This is a genomic window from Glaciecola sp. SC05, assembly GCF_041380235.1.
In the GTDB taxonomy this organism is placed as follows: domain Bacteria; phylum Pseudomonadota; class Gammaproteobacteria; order Enterobacterales; family Alteromonadaceae; genus Glaciecola.
Genome location: NZ_JBGIYY010000017.1, coordinates 38,986 through 56,597 on the forward strand (window position 1 = coordinate 38,986; position 17,612 = coordinate 56,597).

The window sequence follows — 17,612 nt, forward strand, 5'->3', positions numbered from 1 at the left end:
GCAACAAAACTCGGTGTTTGACCATAATTCAGCGCTATTGAACTAAGCATTGTAATGTGCGCGATGCTTGAAGGAGTATTGAATAAGATTTGGAATCCATCGAGACTTGCGCTATTGCCTGCCGCGCAAAGACGAAATAAAGCATGCAGCGATTACAAAGCTCAAAGACATCATCAGTGCTAATGAGATGGTGCTCATCAGTTCTGGATTAGTTTCAGCGGTAAATGTGGCGTCACCTAAATAATAGTGCATCATCAGATTGACAATACTCATGCCCACTAGGTTGCCGATGGTGCGAGCTAAGTTCATTGAGGCTGAAGCAACCCCGACTTCTTGCTCTTTTACCGAGCTCATAATAGCGTTGTTGTTTGGTGTGGAGAATAAGCCAAAACCGATGCCCACAATGGCCAAAGAACTGCCAATATACAGTGCGCTTGTTTCAGTATTAAGTTGATTTAAAAATACAAAACCAAACGTCACAATAACGCAGCCTAAAGTCGCAATAATACGCGGCTGAAACCGGTCAGAAAGCTTGCCTGCAATAGGCGCCATAATTGCCATGCAAAGCGCCTGCATCAATAATATCTGGCCTGCATATGCCGGGTTAAATCCCTTGATGTACTGCAGATATAAGCTGAGTAAAAACAGAATGGCAAAATTGCTGCCGTACATCAGAAATGATGTCGACAACGACAAGCTAAACACCCGACTTTCGCGAAACATTTGCACCCTAATCAGAGGCTGTTTATCGCGACTTTGATGAACGATAAAGCCTAGCAAACTTAACATCGATATAAGCAACAGGCAGATGCCCAATAAGCTGGGTAATTTGCTCAGTCCATATACTAGAGAACACGAAAAGCTTAAAAATATACCAGAGCCGATCCAGTCAAAACGAGAGTGTTTGTCGTTTTTCCATTCCCCATGCAGCTTTAACTTAATAAACACTAGCAAACCAATAACCAGAGGGATCTGAAAATAAAACACGGAGCGCCACCCTAACCACTCGGTCAACCAGCCTCCTACGGCTGGCGCCAAAGTAAGGCCAACATAAACACAAGCCGCAACCGTACCCAATGCACTGCCGCGTTTGTGCGAGGGGGTAACTGAGGTAATTATCGCAACCCCAGTACCAAAAATCATCGCGCCTGATGCACCCTGCACGAAACGCCAAAATAAAATCCAATCAATATTGCTAGCAATTGCGCACATTCCCGCAGCAAGCGCGTTGAGTATTAGACCGAGCACGTAGATGCGCTTACGCCCGTAGTTGTCGGCCAATTTGCCAAAGGGCAGCATAAAAGCGACGTTAGCCAAAATATAGAGCGTGGGTAACCAACCTACCTTGATGGCATTAGCCTGAAGATCTGCCGCCAGCGTGGGGATGGCCACATTGACAGCCGCCATTCCCATAGGCGCAATTAAATAGCCTACGCAAACTGCAATCAATGCGTAGGTAGTGAGCGGTGATTTAGACAATTAATGACCTACAAAACGTGAAAGAGAAAATTTGAAGCAACATCATGACGTAATTAAACGATACGCAATTAAACCATACATAGAAAGCCCATCCCAAAATAACTTTTAGAATTTGTAAAAAATTCACCCCTTTTTATTTAATGAAACGTTTTTGCTGTGAACTCAATAATAAAAAAGGTAATCATCTTATGATACTCATGAATCAAAACACGATGCCTAGTGCATCCTTTGCTCGCTTTTCGGGCAGCTTAATAATGGGCGCTTTGGCGACCTTTGGCATATTTGCCGGTATGCATAGTTTAATCGCTCAAGATATTGAGCGAGTGCCACAGCTTAAACCTGTGGTCATGATTGATGCCATTATGGATGAGCTAAAAGACACGCCTCCAAGCATCAGAGTGATTTCGCCTCCTCCTGACATTGCAGCACCGCCACCCTCACCTCAAATTGTCCCCGATGACAGCCCTGATGACAACACCATCAGCATTGCTACATTCACACCGCCGGATATTGGCAAAGAATTTACGCAACCATCTTTTAATGTAGATCAGCAGCCTAGGCCAATGGTAAGGGTTAATCCTAGCTATCCAAACAAAGCGGCTCGCGATGGCATAGAAGGCTTCGTAACCTTGTCTTTTAGCGTCAATACAAAGGGCGAAGTAGTAGATATTGAAGTTGTAAATGCTGAGCCCACAGGAGTGTTTGATAGAGACGCCCACAGAGCATTGCGTAAATGGAAATATCAGCCCAAACTAGAGGCTGGCAAGCCGGTTGCAATGCAAGGCCTGATGGTGACGCTGGACTTCACACTCAACAATGATTAGCCTGAACGCTACTTGGATATTTACAATAATGAGTCAAGCAAGGAAACGCTGAGTGAAACTCTTACAAACGCTAAACATATTTGACGCCAAAAACGCCAGCCCAGAGGCGCTTATGGCTGAGTATGTTATTGGTCAAAATAAGCGAGTGTTCAACCAGCTCTATGACAAGCTCGCCGATGATTTATTTCACTATTTAGTATCATTGAGTGATCATCAGCTGGCCAGCGATATTGCGCAAAAAACTTGGCTCAAGGTCTACGAAAAACCTCAGCGCTATCAAGCTAGCGCTGGCTTTAAGGCATGGCTGTTCAGGGTCGGCCGAAATGCCTTGATTGATGAATTTAGAAAGCAAAATAGGCTCGTCAGCGTCTTTGAAGACGACAATTTCGCAGCAGACAGATTGGCTAGCGAAATTTCGACCCTGGAATATGAAGACATGCACCAAGCCTTCGATGCTGCGCTTGCTAACATGCCTATAGCTCAGCGCGAGGCGTTTTGCTTGCAACAAGAGTGCTTTAGTCTCGATCAAATTGCCGAGATCACCCATTGCCCGAAAGAAACGGTTAAAACGCGAATACGATACGCTCGAGAACTACTCAAGCGCAAACTGGAAAAATATCATGAATAGCAGCCTTCCACCTGATGACAGAGATTCATTAACGACGCTTTATCAAGCACGGAAGAAGCGCCACCATGCACCTGTAAGTCATAAACAGTCGATATTAGACAAAGCTGCAGCCAACTTGCAGCGTCCAATCATGGCCACCATTGCCCAAGCGCTGACGGCGCATCTTCAGCGCTCTGTTGTTTACGCTAGCCTAGCGATTGCCGTGGTGATAGTTGGGGTACAGAGCATGCAAAATGAAATACCAGCGATAGGAAATGAGCCCATAACCATAAGCTATCGCAGTATACAGATTCATTCTTTAGAATCTGAACAACTGGCTGTGACTGACAACGCTAAAAATCTTTTCCAGTATAACGAAGAGCGGCACAAAGCCTTAGTTGAACAGGCACAGCAAATCGAGCAGCAGCAGGTGCTAAGAGTTATAAAACAAGATTCAGAATTGCAGCTTGTGAACTGTAATGATGAGCTTATTGAAATTTCAAAGCAGGCTTTAGCGATGCTTGTTGCAAGTGACTTCCCGCTTATCAACCCCAGCAATAAGCGTTTTAATGAAGGCCAGCTTTTAGCGATTACGTTTGACCAAAACGGCTATATTTTACATATCGATGACACCGCTCAAACCAAGCAATGCACCTAACTAAAATGAGAGCTTGCCGCATGCTACAAGCTCCACGTATTTGCATGCTAAGTGCTTCAAAAAGACAGCAATGATTGCTTGCAGGTAAAAGATGTGTGGAATGATTCAATATGCATTGCGACATCGTATTGCCGTGTTAGCTTAATTTGCTTAGCGCGATAATTGCCTTTATTCTAGGGCGTATCTATCTCATAAAAACCCACGAATATGACAACTAGCGTCACTCAAACTTCACCGCCATCTGATTTCAGAACGGTAAAATCATCACAAGTAGTGCTAAAAGAACTTATGATCCCGAGCTATGCAAACTTTGGCGGCAAAGTTCACGGTGGAATCATTCTTTCACTGATGGATAAAATCGCCTACACCGCTGCGGCATCCCACAGTCGCGCATATTGTGTAACCGCATCAGTAGACTCTGTTAACTTTGTGAATCCTGTAGATGTTGGCGAACTAGTCACCTTGATGGCGTCGATTAACTATGTTGGCCGCTCCTCAATGGAAGTGGGGATAAAAGTCGTTTCTGAAGACTTTAAACGCGGTATTGAAAAGCATACCAACACCTCTTATTTCACGATGGTGGCCATTGATGAAGCTTCCCGAAACTCGATACCTGTGCCGGGTTTAATTCTTGAGGACCATACCGAAGTAGAGCGTTTTATTTGGGGTAAGTTTAGAAAGCAGTACCGAGCTGACTACAAAAAACAATTCCACAACCTGCGAACAAACTTGGACATGACAAGCGAGGAAGCACAATTGATAGGTGAGAATTGCTTTATTAAAAAAAGGAGCTGACATGCAAGCACCAAAATTCAGACGCACATTTTTATAAGTCAATCATCATCGCGCCGCGCTCAGCGGTTGACAGTTTATAGTGCTTTGGGGCTTATTTACTATCTAGCTTTTTAAATCATCCATTCGTCTACCCTTTTACCAATGAGCAGTCTGTGTGATGTTTCAGTGAATTTGATGTTCGATGAAAATTACGCCGTCCGGATTATTGCCAGTCGGATATTCTGCAATGATAGTCTGTGTTGCAATGTCTATCGCCACTATTTTATTTTTAAGGTTTAAAGACAGATAGGCAATGTCTTTGCTCGGATGCAAAATAATGCCTTGTGGTCCTGCTTCTTTTTCTAAGGCCAGCAAGCCAATCTCTTTTTTGTTTTTAGTATCAAAAAAGCGCACATTGTGTTTTCTAAAGTCGGGCACGATAGCGACGGACTGGTCATGGTTAAATAGCACGCGGTAAGGAAAACTAAAGCCATCCCAAGATGCCAGTACTTTTTCGCTCTCAGGATTAACGACTAAAAGTTTACCGTCTCTATTAGCGCCATACCATAGCTCGTTACTGTGGGTGTGAAGATTGATCGCTTCAGGCATTGCCTCAGTCGCAATATCTTTGATTTTATCGCCCTTGGCCAAATCTAAAACAGAAATAGAGTTACTGCGGATATTCGTGGTAAAGGCGAGTGTTTCGTCCTTAGATAGCGTGACCATGTGCGTTGTATTTTGGCCAGTTTTAATGCTTCCGGTAACTTTACCACTTAAAATATTGACGATACCAAGTTGCTGGCTCTTCCCTGAACTGAATACCACACGAACACTGTCATTTAAAAAACGAATGCCATGAGGCCCAGGTAACTCTGGCAGCTCAATTGTCCGCGCTACTTTTTGCGAGTGAACATCAAACACAGTGAGGCTGTCGCCGCCAATAAAATCGGTACTTACTGCCCATTTTCCATCGGCAGATAGCACCAGTTCGTGAGGACCTTGCCCCGTCGCAAGAGTATTTACTATTTTTTGAGACGCTACATCAATAAAACTGACGCTGTTATCAGTTTTGTTAACAACCGCCAACAAACCTGTCTTAGGCGCTTCGATGGGTAGCGGCGCACTCTCGGATTGAGCAATCGACGCACAAACAAACGGTGCGGCTGTCACCAACACAAGTATGCCTTTGAAAAATCGACGCATCCGCTCAGTCCTAATTAACGCGGTGGAAACCCACCGCCCATTCCGCCCGGCGGCATCATACCGCCCATGCCGCGCATCATTTTTTTCATGCCGCCGCCGCCCATTTTTTTCATCATTTTTTGCATTTGCATAAATTGTTTGAGCATGCGGTTTACATCTTGAATTTGTGTACCTGAGCCTGCTGCTATACGTCTTTTGCGAGAACCTTTGATTACTTCAGGACGCTCACGCTCACCGGCAGTCATTGAGTTTATAATGGCTTCCATCTGCACAAACTGCTTGTCATTGGCCTGGTCTTTTATTTTCGCTGACATATTGCCCATGCCCGGCATTTTATCCATCAGTGACATCATGCCACCCATGTTGCGCATTTGTTCTAACTGCTCTTTAAAATCTTGGAGATCAAAGCCTTTACCTTTTTGCACTTTACGAGCAAGTTGTTCAGCCTTTTTGCGATCGACCTTTCGTTCAACGTCCTCAATTAGGCTAAGTACATCGCCCATTCCCAAAATCCGCGAAGCAATTCGCTGCGGATGGAAAGGCTCGATAGCATCGAGTTTTTCACCCATACCCAAAAATTTAATCGGTTTACCGGTAATATGCTTAACCGACAGCGCAGCACCACCTCTAGCATCACCATCGGCTTTAGTAAGAATTACACCTGTTAGCGGCAACGCTTCGTTGAACGCTTTAGCGGTATTGGCTGCATCTTGCCCGGTCATGGCATCTACCACAAACAAGGTCTCAACCGGTTTAACCGCAGCATGAAGGGCTTTAATCTCACCCATCATCGCTTCGTCAACCGCTAAACGCCCGGCGGTATCCACCAGCAATACGTCAATGAACTTCATTTTTGCGTGGGAAATTGCTGCTTTTACGATATCTACCGGCTTTTGCATGATATTGGACGGGTAAAACTCAACATCCACTTCGCTCGCAAGGGTTTCAAGCTGTTTTATGGCGGCGGGCCGATATACATCCGCACTCACTACCAATACCTTTTTCTTTTCGCGTTCTTTGAGGTACTTAGCCAGTTTACCAACACTAGTGGTTTTACCCGCGCCCTGCAAACCAGCCATCATAATTACGGCAGGCGGCGTTGCGGCGAGGTTTAGCCCCTGATTGACATCTCCCATCGCCTGTTCGAGTTCACTCTGGACGATTTTAATGAACATTTGACCGGGATTAAGGCTTTTTGCAACCTCAACACCCAAAGCACGCTCTTTTACTTTGCCTATGAAATCTTTGACAACGGGCAGCGCAACATCTGCCTCCAGCAGCGCCATACGTACTTCACGGAGCGTTTCTGAAATATTATCGTCGGTAAGTCGCCCTTTGCCGCTGATATTCTTAAGGGTCTGGCCTAATCGTTCTGTTAAATTCTCAAACATAAAAGTAAATTATTTTTCGCTAACAATAGAATGAGTATACAATAAACCTTGGAGTATTCGGAATCTTTGCGGTAACTTTATCCTTTTAAATATCAATAAAATGTCAAATGTGAACATCAAGGTCTTTAAATGACTATAGCAACCCTACTTTCTGTCATCAGTATTGCGCTCTACGTAGCGGCAGGCACGATGTTTGGACGAGAGTTTTTTGGTCGGCAGACAAATCGCGCAAAATACGCGAGCGTCGCTCTGATGGTAGCAGCTTTTTGCCATATTGCTGTTCTGGTACTGGCGGCGCGCGGGCATCAAAATGAGCAGCTCAGCCTGACCTTTGTTTCAGCATTGTTAGCCCTACTGATCACAATTACGATGTTTGTAGCGAATAGATATATCCGTAATTTGGTGTTTTTACCTATTGTTTGCTTTTTTTCTGCCCTGTTTGTGCTGCTGCATTATGTGTTTCCAGCCACAACTGGTATCGGCTTAGATATGAGCATCGGTCTGGCGATTCATATTTTACTCTCACTCGTTGCCTTCGGCGTGTTAGCTATCAGCACCCTGTATGCCTGCCAATTGGCCTTTATTAAATATCAGTTAAAGCATAAAAGCCGTATGATGCTGCACTCGGGTTTACCACCGCTCATGTCGGTAGAAGGCATTTTGTATAAACTGATGACCTTAGGCACTGCGCTTTTAGTAATTGCCTTGCTGTCGGGATTTGTGTTCATTCCAAATATGTTTGCCGACGGATATGCGCACAAAACAATATTAAGCAGTTTGGCACTACTAACATTCCTGCTTGCTTTAATTCTGCATAAATCAAAGGGCTTAAAAGCGCGCAGCGCGGTGGTGTTTAACGCCATTGGCATTACTCTATTGGGCTTGGGCTATTTTGGTAGCCGCTTAGTTAGAGAGTGGTTAATCTACTAAGCGCATGTCTTACCAAACTCTTAAAATCATTTTCAAAGGAATTCAACCTTGGATCAAATAGACACCAGTACGCTCAGTATTGCGCTTGGCGTGCTTATTTGCATGTCTGCATACTTTTCAAGCTCTGAGACGGGCTTGATGACTATTAATCGCTACCGGCTTAAGCATTTGGCAAACCAAGGCATTGCAAGTGCATTGCGAGTGCAAAAGTTACTCGACCGACCCGACAGATTGATTGGTCTAATCCTGATCGGCAATAACTTGGTCAATATCGCAGCGACGGTAATAGCGACAGAGATTTGCCTACGCTTATTTGGACCCATCTACGGCCCAATTGTGGTAACCGGGGGATTAACGCTTATTATTTTAGTATTTGCTGAGGTCACGCCTAAAACCTTTGCTGCGCTGTATCCAGAAAAAATTGCATTCCCAAGCTCGTTTGTTTTATTGCCGATGCTCTATGCAATGACACCAGTAGTAAAGTTTGTAAACGCGATCACTAATGGTGTGCTGATGCTTATGCGCATCAATCCAGCAGGCGGATCGGGTGATTCTTTGAGTAGAGAAGAACTGCGCACAGTAGTGCACGAAGCGGGCGCCATGATCCCGCAAAAACACCAAGATATGTTAGTCAGCATCCTAGATTTAGAAAATGTGACCGCCGAAGACATCATGGTGCCAAGAAGTGATATTTTCGCACTCGACATTAACGATGATTGGAAATCATTACAGAAAAAGCTTACCCATTCGCAGCATACCCGAGTACTGCTCTACAGAGACAGCATAGACGATGCTGTAGGCTTCATTCATGTAAGAGATGCTTTGCGTCTGCTGTCCAAAGATCAGTTTACCAAGGCCTCTATGCTCAGAGCAGTGCGAGAAATTTACTACACGCCAGACTCTACCCATCTGCACAGTCTTATGTACAAATTTCAAGCCGAAAAAGAACGGATTGGCCTAGTGGTAGATGAGTATGGAGATATTCAGGGGCTAGTTACCCTTGAAGACATACTCGAAGAAATCATTGGCGACTTTACAACGAGTATTCAACCTGACTATCACAAAGAAGCGATTGAGCAGCCTGACGGAAGCTTCTTAGTAGACGGAAGCGTAAATATTCGCGAACTCAACAAAGAGCTCGATTGGAAGTTTCCTATCGATGGCCCCAAAACCCTCAATGGCTTGATTGTTGAATACTTGGAAGAAATTCCAGAAAATAATATCAGTTTACGATTGGCAGGTTACCCGGTAGAAATTGTTGATATTAGCGGGAATATGATTAAAACCGTGAGAATACAGCCGGACTATTACCGTGACGCCAGTCAGCCTAATGATGAAAAGAGTTAAAGTCTTTGTGCTCGTTTAGCTAAGGCCTTTGCCTTTACTGCTTCGATTTTTTCGTTCAAGTCATCGAGTTTGTTGACAATGTCCTTCAGGTCATCATCATCTGATATATCTGAGGCTAAAACATGTTGTTTTAAAGCCATAGCAAGGGCAATTGGCAAAGAGTGTTTTTGCATGGTTTTGTATTTGCCCCTTTTAGTTCATGCTTTGAAACAAAGCGAGTTGCGCCCCCGTATTGGTGGCGGGATCATAATCGATAACTAGAATATCGGCAGTATCAAAAATTTTTCCATGAAAACCCGCACAAACTTTATCCGCCAGTAAACTGACTAAAGGCATATGGCTAATTAGCATCAGCTGTTGCGCCGCTCCCAGCCCTTGCTCATCCCCATGTGCATAGCCGGCGATGATGTCATGTACACCAAATGATTCGCCCATAGGGGTAATCGCGTCGGTGTCAGTTTTATGGGCAAATGAGATGCTCTCGCTGACAGCTTCAAAGGTTTGCTGGGTTCGCAAATACGGGCTTACTAGCACTTGATCTATGCTAGCAGGTAGCCCCTGACTCTCAAGAAACCTCGCCAGTCGCTTACCTGCCGCTTCGCTTTGACTTACACCAAAGCGGGTAAGTACTCTTGATTTATCATTGATTTGGTAAGGCACTGCCTCACCATGGCGCATTATTATTAATATCATTAAAGTATTTAGACTCTTAGGCGCTATTACATATTGCAGCAGCTCTTTATAATTAAATTAACGACTGTTTGTACACTTACTTTACAACGCGTTATGCTCTAATTTATGCATAACCTCGAGAGACACTCGTGTATTTGCTAAAAAGTGCAGAACAAAACCTAGTGGTTGATACACTTCCGAATAAACTGAAACTAGCAGTTATTCGGAGTGACAACATCAATGCGCCCATTATTTCTATATCAGTCGCCGTTGGTTATTACCATGAAACTAATCACTGCTACGGGTTTTCTCACCTTTTAGAGCATATGATTTTTCATAGAAGCAAGAATTCCGATAGTTCAGAAGCACTAGAAAAACATGTTAGCAAACACAGTGGTTACATTAACGCGTGGACGCAGGCCTGTCACACAAATTTTCATTTAAGCTGCGCAAACGAAGGATTTGCAGAAGCAGTGGATATGTTAATTGACAAAATCACTCACCCTAGCTTTGCACCCGCAGATATCAAAACTGAAATTGCCGCAATTGACGAAGAGTATCGCTTAAAGCTTGAAGACCCAATACGAGGTTTGCTGTCTGTCAAAAAGGCGATTGCTAACCCTTCCCACCCTTTTCATCGCTTTAGTGTTGGCAATCAGGAATGCTTTGTGCAAATCAGCGCAGAAGAAATGCAGCAACAGCTGCATCAGCATCACCAGCAGTATTTTCACAGTGGGAATATTGCTGTATGCATCAAATTACCTAAAGTCGGCAATTACGATGATGTTTTGCTGCGTATAAAAGATAGTTTAGGCGAAACTATCAGCGCGAAAGAAAGCAATTATGAACTCGCTTTACCGAGCTTGTATTTACCTGAAATGACCCATAAGTGGGTGAATTTGCGACTGCAACATTCACACTGTCAGTTAGTCATGTGTTGGCTGATTGAGAAGACACAGGATAACTTAGATAATAAGGCCTTGAGCATGGTCAGGCAGTTATTGGAGAGTAAGCATAAAAATGGCCTGTTCGACACTTTGAGCAAACAGGGTTTAGTGCGCGCGCTTGCATTAACCGGTGGTATCGAGCAGCCCAACTTTGAGGAAGTGCAATTGCATCTTACCCTGGCGCCAGCTGGGCTTGAAAATAAAGATATGGTCCTGAGTATTATTGCGGGATACCTTGCTTTTCTTGCTCAAAGTCAGTTAGCAAACTGGCGCTTTAGCGAACTTGAAAAACAAAACCGCCTGTTAGAGCAATACGCCCATAAAAAAGATCCCGTGGAAACTTGCATTAGTGTAGCGCAATCATTGCATGGGCAAAGGCCAGAATTTGAGCAGGCTTCAGTCAGTTATCATCAGGCTAAAACGCGCATCTTGGCCATCATTAAAAGCATGCAAGCCCGCCCGCATCACGTGTATTACATTGACGAAAATGCAGCCTGCGATAAGCAATCAGATTTTTATGCCGTCCCATATTCTGTAAAAGACTTTGGGACGGTTAAAGAGCACGATGCTGCACGCTTTATGCTAGCGCCTCAAAATTCATATTTACCCTCTCAACTAGTATTAGTCACCCCAGAGACCCCGCTTGGAAGCATTGAAGTAATTGACAAGCATGGAGTACTGCTAAAGTTTGCCCAGCTTATTAGCAAAGACCAACCCAACGGCGACTGTTTTATATCAATTAACAGCCCGGCAATGTGCGATACCTTGGCACACTCTATGAGCAAAAAAGTTTGGGTTGAGGGCTTTACCGTCTATTTGCAAAAGCGTTTTTATCAAGCTGATGATGCCGGAATTAGCTTTCGCGTGTATGGACATCAACACGGTTTGACCATCCATACGACCGGCTTTAGTGAAAAGCAATTGCTCTTAGCCATCGAAATTGTAAACTGCATGATCGCTTTTCATTTAAATGAAGATGAGTTTAACCAAGTAAAACAGGCCATCATAAAACGATTAAGCACAAGGTTGCTGCAAAAACCGATTAACCAAATGTTTGCTAATTTGAATACCTTGATCCAAGGAGACACCTATTCAATCGCCCAACAAGTCCAAGCAGTTGAGCGTTTAAACTTTACTGAACTCAACGCGCATCAAAAAGACTTCTTTAAACAAAACTGTGTAGAGGCGCTATTAGTCGGTAATTGGCGCTTGCATGCAGCACAAAAAATGCATCAGCAGTTGCAATCACGACTTACCGCCAAAGCGCTTTGGAAAAAGCCCGCCATACTCGCAACCGCAATACCAAAGCCGTGTTTACCGTCACTGCCTGTTATACAGGCGAACGATACAGCCATCGTGCTGTACCAACAGGTTAGGCAAATTGAAGAAGGTGTCCTGTATATCAAAGAGCGCGCCACGGCAATTTGCCTTATCTTAGAACATATTCTGGGACCGCATGTTTTTCTTCGCCTGCGCAACGACAAGCAATTAGCCTATATGGTAGGTGTGGGCTATAAGCCGATTAATTCGCAGCCAGGCTTAGCTATATATTTACAATCATCAAAATCCTCAGCAGACACAATCTACAATGCCATGATCGAAGCAATTTCAGAACTATTAGATGACTGGCTTGCCACCGAGAAAGAACTCGAGCATATTAAACTGCGGGTAGCACAACAGTGTGAGCCACTTAATAAAGATGTGTCGAATGTTGCCAGGCGCCTGTGGGCAAATTTTGAACATCACGACCCGTTTTTCCATTATAAAATTTTACAACAAACCCTAATGCAAATTAGCAGCGAGGAAATCAAAAACTGGCTAGAGAAACTCACTTCAGCTAATGAAGGGCAAGTTTTATTGACCAACGATATAAATGCGCCAATGCTGAATAGCTTCAAACCCTTTAGCCACCGACCAACTGTTGATTAAAACTTCCAATATTAGGCTGTAGATACAAAAAAGCCGACTAAGGCCGGCTTTTTATCAACTAAAGTTTAAAATTTTAGCTTAATTATAAAAGCTACTTTGTTTTTCTTTCATATCGATTAATATTTGAGCCGGCGTGTATTTATCGCTATAGGTCGACGCATAATGCTCTAACCTACCGACTAAATGCTCCATCCCTAATTCGTCCATGTACTTAAACGGTCCACCTAGGAACGGTGGGAAGCCTATGCCGAATATCGCACCAATATCACCGTCACGCGGGCTGCGAATTACTGCTTCTTCTAGGCAACGTGCCGCTTCATTTAGCATCAACAGAACGCAACGCTCCACCACCGTGGCATCTGTATATTTTGTGACCGGTGATATACCCAATAACTCATATACAGACTCATCTACTGCTTTACCCTTAGATTTACCCTTATAATCGTAAAAACCATTTAGGTTTTTCTTACCTTTGCGGTCATTTTCTAAGAGTTTTACGAAAGCATCAGGGGCAGAAAACCTCTCGCCAAATTGGCCTTTTAATATTGGCGTGATCTTAGTACCAACATCAATACCAACTTCATCCAGCAGTTTAAATGCGCCAACGGGAAACCCAAATTTAACCAGTGCCTTATCAATTGCATCAACCGGTTGCCCTTCCATTGCTAAATAACCCGCTTCGCTCATATACGGTGCTAAGATCCGATTCACGTAAAAACCGGCGCCATCTTTTACTACTATCGGCGTTTTGCCCTGCCTTTTTGCAAATTCAACCGTAGTCGAAATGGCAAGCTCGGAGGTTTTATCATGTGGTATGACTTCAGCTAATGGCATTTTATCAACCGGAGAGAAGTAGTGCAGGCCGATAACATTTTCTGGACGTTTCGCTGTCGCTGCAATCTCAGCGATCGGAATGGAGGACGTATTCGATGCAAAAATCGTGTCTTTCGAGCAATTTCCTTCAATTTCTTCAACCATTTTTTGCTTAAGCCCAAGATCTTCAAATACCGCTTCGATGACAATGTCGACATGCTTATAACCGCTATAGTCTAGGCAACCTGTGATCAACGACATCTGTTTTTGCATTTCAGTTTGACGCATAAAGCGCTTTTTAACTTTTTTATTCAGAATGTCGTAACTGTACTTAAGTGCACCGGCAATGCCGTTTTCGCTGATATCTTTGATGCGGGCAGGTACTCTTGCTTTAGTCGCGGTGACAAATGCTATACCGCCGCCCATAAGGCCTCCGCCTAATACGCCAGCTTTTGATACACGTTTAGGCTCGACACCCTCTACACCGTTTTCTTTTTTCATTTCGGTGGTTGCAAAAAAGATGTCTCGCAATTGTTTAGACTCTTTTGTCATTACCAATTTACCAAACAAGCGCGCTTCAGTCTCATAGCCTTTGCTTAGATTTTCTTGCCCTGCTTCAATACAATCAATAATGTACATCGGTGCAGGATAGTTACCCTTAGTCTTTGATAGCGTTGCTTCACGCGCTTTTTTGAACATTATTTTACGGCCAAAACCAGTGTTTTCTAAGACTTTATCCGTCATAGATTTTTTAGCTTCATGCTTGGTTTTCGGCGTAGCGGCAAACTTAATTGCAACGTCCATTAAAATAGAGAGGGGAACCATGTCATCCACGATGCCATATTTTAATGCCTGTTTAGCACGCACAGGGGCTCCTGTGAGCATCATTTTCATAGCTTGCTGGACACCAATCAATATCGGTAAACGCTGAGTACCGCCGCTGCCAGGCAGCAAGCCAAGCTGTACTTCAGGTAAGCCGAGCTGAGTTTTGTCGCTATCACTACAAATCCTATAGTTACAAGCCAGTGCAAGCTCTAAACCGCCGCCTAATGCTGGACCATGAATTGCAGCAACGAATGTCTTTGTCATCGCTTCAATGCGATCAAATATTCTTTGACCACCCACAGACAGGGCTTCAGCATCTTCACTAGACCCGCATGCAGCTAACATTGCCACATCCGCGCCAGCAACAAAGGAATCTTTCTTGCCGCTTGCAACGACTACGCCTTTAATTGCTTTGTCGTTTTCAATGTCATCTAAGATAGCTGAAATTTCGTCTCCAAAGTCAGCTTTTAAGGTATTCATCGAATCGCCCGGCACATCCATTGTTAGGATAGCAATACCGTCATCTCGTTTTTCTAGTGTAAAAGCGCTCATTATTCTGTCTCCACGATCATAGCAGCACCGAGTCCACCGGCTGCACAAGCGGTCAATAAACCTGTTCCACCGCCTCGTCTATTTAGGTCATTCAGCATTTGGGTAATCATGCGAGTACCGGTCGCTGCAAATGGATGTCCATAGGCAATCGAACTGCCCATTTGATTAAACTTGTCCATATCGATTTCGCCAGTCGCTTTCTTTCTGCCCAGTTTTTCTTTAGCAAACTTATCACTGGCAAACATTTTCACGTTAGCGAGAGTCTGCGCGGCAAAGGCTTCGTGCATCTCAATTAAAGTAAGATCGGCAAGGGACATCCCTGCTCTGTCCAACGCCATCGGCGTTGCGTATGACGGGCCCATGAGCATATCTTCTTGTACACCAATAGCAGCAAAGGCATAGCTTTTGATATAGCCGATAGGTTGATAGCCCAGCGCTTTGGCTTTACTTTCAGTCATCATTAGTACTGCTGATGCACCATCGGTAAGCGGCGTCGCATTGGCTGCAGTTACGGTGCCATACTTTTTATCAAATACAGGTCTGAGCTTGGCATATCCTGCTAACGTAGAATCAAAACGTACATTATTGTCTCTAGAAATAGCACCTTTAAACGGCGGCGCGTAAGCGGTCATTACTTCGCCGTCTAGGTTGCCCGCTTCCCAGTTTTGGGCTGCACGTGAATGTGAGTTGTGAGCAAGTAGGTCTTGATCAGCTCGCGAAATACCGTGCGACTTTGCCATTTGCTCTGCGGTTTGTCCCATCGACAAACCCGTTGAATACTCAGCTACTGCTGGAGGAACCGGCAACAGGTCTTTCATACCTAACTTTTTAAAGATGTTGAATTTCTGGCCAATAGTCTTGGCTTTCTGCAGGTCAACTAATGCCCTTGCGAGGTTTTTTGATACACCAATAGGCGAGACCGAAGTAGAATCTGCACCGCCAGCAATACCGACTTCAATATTACCCACCATCATTGATTCGAGTACGTTAACGGTAGATTGAAAGCTAGTAGCGCAGGCTCTTGACACACTATAAGCGTCAGTATGCACGCCCATACCAGTGCCTAGTACCACTTCTCGGGCAATGTTTGGCGCTTCTGGCATTTGCACCACTTGGCCAAACACAACTTGCTGTATTAAAGCAGGATCGACATCATTTTTGATCATCAATTCATTGACCACAATATTGGCTAAATCTACCGCTGGAACGCCATGAAAGTAGGTTGCCATTTTTGCAAAGGGCGTACGCAAACCGGCGACAATCGCTATCCTGTCACCGGAGTGTGTTTTCAAATTTTGAATATTGGACATTGTTTTTCCTCAACGTTTAGCCTTGGGCAAATGTTTGTGCACCGAAGCAGCTCTTCTGGTCTGACCACATGATTGTGTCAAAGTGCGTCAACAAACGCAAATTTATCGACACTGCTGCGCGCAATTGTCTCAGCATAGCCCAAAAGTCCAGTCTAACGCAGTAAACTTCTGTTTTTTTGGATACCATGAGCAAACTCTTGGTAAAAATGTGAAGACCAAGCGAACCACTTTCTATTTTGATAGTCGGAATCTTGCAGTTAAACATGCGAAAATAAGGCATGGCGTCATTGAGTTATGTACTCATCGCCCTTATATCTTTCGAAAGTGAAAGTTAGATAGTTAATAAACAACGGGTTGCTTCATGGCAGTAAATCAAATAAAACAGCTTTTATCTCATCTTAATTCGCAAGTAATTGGCCAAACCGAACTTACGCAAAGCATTGTAATTGCGCTTTTAGCAGACGGTCATATTTTAGTTGAGGGGCCGCCAGGCTTAGCCAAAACGAGAGCTATAAATGCCCTTTCAGATGGCATTGAAGCAAATTTCCATCGCGTGCAATTTACGCCCGATTTATTACCCGCCGACCTCACCGGCACCGATATCTATCGACCTGAAACCGGCGAGTTCATTTTTCAAAAAGGCCCTTTGTTTCATAACCTAGTGTTAGCCGATGAAATCAATCGCGCCCCAGCAAAGGTGCAGTCTGCGCTACTAGAGGCCATGGCAGAACGACAAATTACGGTAGGCAGCACCACTTATGCTCTGCCTGAATTATTTTTAGTCATGGCAACACAAAACCCATTGGAGCAAGAAGGCACTTACCCTTTGCCAGAAGCGCAGCTCGACCGCTTTTTAATGCATGTAGAAATTGATTACCCAAATGCCGAGACTGAGCTGAAAATTTTGAAGCTTAACCGCGGAGAAACCCTCGACGAAATCAATCATGCCTTGCCAAAAGATGTCGACAAACTGTCGCAAATTGACATTAAGTCTGCCCGCAAAGCAATCCTTGAAATTCACATGTCTGAGGCCATCGAAAATTACATCGTGCAATTAATTATGGCCACCCGTCAGCCACAGGCCTACTCAGAGCAGCTCCGTGAGTACATTGAAATCGGTGCGAGCCCACGGGCAACTATCGCGCTTGAGCGCTGTGCTAGAGCTCACGCTTGGTTACATGAACGCGATTTTGTGTCTCCAGAAGATGTTCAAGCGGTCTTGTATAACGTGTTAAGGCATCGCCTTATATTAAGTTATCAGGCCCAGGCCCAAGGCATCGATAGCAATAAAGTAATTGCTCAAATTGCCCAAGTGGTTCCTATTCCATAAAGTAGCTGCGAGCAATATTGT

General features: G+C 44.2%; 15 protein-coding genes. 8 read left to right on the forward strand and 7 right to left on the reverse strand.

Annotated features, from left to right (window positions below):
* Window positions 1-111: 111 nt before the first annotated feature.
* Window positions 112-1,479 carry an MFS transporter gene (locus AB9H30_RS15005; RefSeq protein WP_371195511.1) on the reverse strand — a complete coding sequence of 456 codons (1,368 nt, stop codon included), beginning with the start codon at window positions 1,477-1,479 and terminating at the stop codon, window positions 112-114.
* 197 nt (window positions 1,480-1,676) lie between these two features.
* On the opposite strand from AB9H30_RS15005, the gene AB9H30_RS15010 reads away from it, so the two are divergent.
* From AB9H30_RS15010 to AB9H30_RS15025, 4 genes are all read left to right on the forward strand, one after another.
* Window positions 1,677-2,303: a TonB family protein gene (locus AB9H30_RS15010; protein ID WP_371195512.1), complete on the forward strand. Its 627-nt coding sequence runs from the start codon at window positions 1,677-1,679 to the stop codon at window positions 2,301-2,303.
* A 52-nt stretch (window positions 2,304-2,355) separates the two neighbouring features.
* A complete protein-coding gene (locus tag AB9H30_RS15015) occupies window positions 2,356-2,931 on the forward strand; it encodes an RNA polymerase sigma factor (protein ID WP_371195513.1) in 576 nt (191 codons plus the stop codon).
* Window positions 2,924-3,568 carry a hypothetical protein gene (locus AB9H30_RS15020; RefSeq protein ID WP_371195514.1) on the forward strand — a complete coding sequence of 215 codons (645 nt, stop codon included), beginning with the start codon at window positions 2,924-2,926 and terminating at the stop codon, window positions 3,566-3,568. Before AB9H30_RS15015 ends, AB9H30_RS15020 begins: the two co-directional genes overlap by 8 nt.
* Before the next feature lie 207 nt (window positions 3,569-3,775).
* Window positions 3,776-4,363, forward strand: coding sequence for an acyl-CoA thioesterase (locus AB9H30_RS15025; RefSeq protein ID WP_371195515.1), 588 nt, complete (start codon window positions 3,776-3,778; stop codon window positions 4,361-4,363).
* 162 nt (window positions 4,364-4,525) lie between these two features.
* Here AB9H30_RS15025 and AB9H30_RS15030 read toward each other — a convergent pair whose 3' ends face one another.
* Both AB9H30_RS15030 and ffh read right to left on the reverse strand, forming a co-directional pair.
* Window positions 4,526-5,545: a YncE family protein gene (locus tag AB9H30_RS15030; RefSeq protein WP_371195516.1), complete on the reverse strand. Its 1,020-nt coding sequence runs from the start codon at window positions 5,543-5,545 to the stop codon at window positions 4,526-4,528.
* A 14-nt stretch (window positions 5,546-5,559) separates the two neighbouring features.
* Window positions 5,560-6,936: a signal recognition particle protein gene (ffh, locus tag AB9H30_RS15035; protein ID WP_371195517.1), complete on the reverse strand. Its 1,377-nt coding sequence runs from the start codon at window positions 6,934-6,936 to the stop codon at window positions 5,560-5,562.
* A gap of 129 nt (window positions 6,937-7,065) precedes the next feature.
* On the opposite strand from ffh, the gene AB9H30_RS15040 reads away from it, so the two are divergent.
* Window positions 7,066-7,866, forward strand: a complete 801-nt coding sequence (locus AB9H30_RS15040) for an inner membrane protein YpjD (RefSeq protein WP_371195518.1) — start codon at window positions 7,066-7,068, stop codon at window positions 7,864-7,866.
* A 48-nt stretch (window positions 7,867-7,914) separates the two neighbouring features.
* Complete coding sequence (locus AB9H30_RS15045; protein ID WP_371195519.1) at window positions 7,915-9,213, forward strand: HlyC/CorC family transporter; 1,299 nt, start codon at window positions 7,915-7,917, stop codon at window positions 9,211-9,213.
* On the opposite strand, the gene AB9H30_RS15050 is transcribed toward AB9H30_RS15045, so the two are convergent.
* Window positions 9,210-9,386, reverse strand: coding sequence for a hypothetical protein (locus AB9H30_RS15050; protein WP_371195520.1), 177 nt, complete (start codon window positions 9,384-9,386; stop codon window positions 9,210-9,212). The genes AB9H30_RS15045 and AB9H30_RS15050 overlap by 4 nt on opposite strands.
* Before the next feature lie 19 nt (window positions 9,387-9,405).
* Window positions 9,406-9,906, reverse strand: coding sequence for a phosphohistidine phosphatase SixA (gene sixA / locus AB9H30_RS15055; protein ID WP_371195521.1), 501 nt, complete (start codon window positions 9,904-9,906; stop codon window positions 9,406-9,408).
* Between the two features lie 128 nt (window positions 9,907-10,034).
* On the opposite strand from sixA, the gene AB9H30_RS15060 reads away from it, so the two are divergent.
* Window positions 10,035-12,761: an insulinase family protein gene (locus AB9H30_RS15060; protein ID WP_371195522.1), complete on the forward strand. Its 2,727-nt coding sequence runs from the start codon at window positions 10,035-10,037 to the stop codon at window positions 12,759-12,761.
* 78 nt (window positions 12,762-12,839) lie between these two features.
* Here the strand turns inward: AB9H30_RS15060 and fadJ are convergent, their stop codons facing one another.
* Both fadJ and fadI read right to left on the reverse strand, forming a co-directional pair.
* Window positions 12,840-14,951 carry a fatty acid oxidation complex subunit alpha FadJ gene (fadJ, locus tag AB9H30_RS15065; protein ID WP_371195523.1) on the reverse strand — a complete coding sequence of 704 codons (2,112 nt, stop codon included), beginning with the start codon at window positions 14,949-14,951 and terminating at the stop codon, window positions 12,840-12,842.
* On the reverse strand, window positions 14,951-16,261 hold the full coding sequence (gene fadI, locus AB9H30_RS15070; RefSeq protein WP_371195524.1) for an acetyl-CoA C-acyltransferase FadI: 1,311 nt from the start codon (window positions 16,259-16,261) through the stop codon (window positions 14,951-14,953). Before fadI ends, fadJ begins: the two co-directional genes overlap by 1 nt.
* Window positions 16,262-16,622: 361 nt before the next feature.
* Here fadI and AB9H30_RS15075 point away from each other — a divergent pair, with 361 nt between their 5' ends.
* On the forward strand, window positions 16,623-17,591 hold the full coding sequence (locus tag AB9H30_RS15075) for an AAA family ATPase (RefSeq protein WP_371195525.1): 969 nt from the start codon (window positions 16,623-16,625) through the stop codon (window positions 17,589-17,591).
* The last annotated feature ends 21 nt before the right edge of the window (window positions 17,592-17,612 follow it).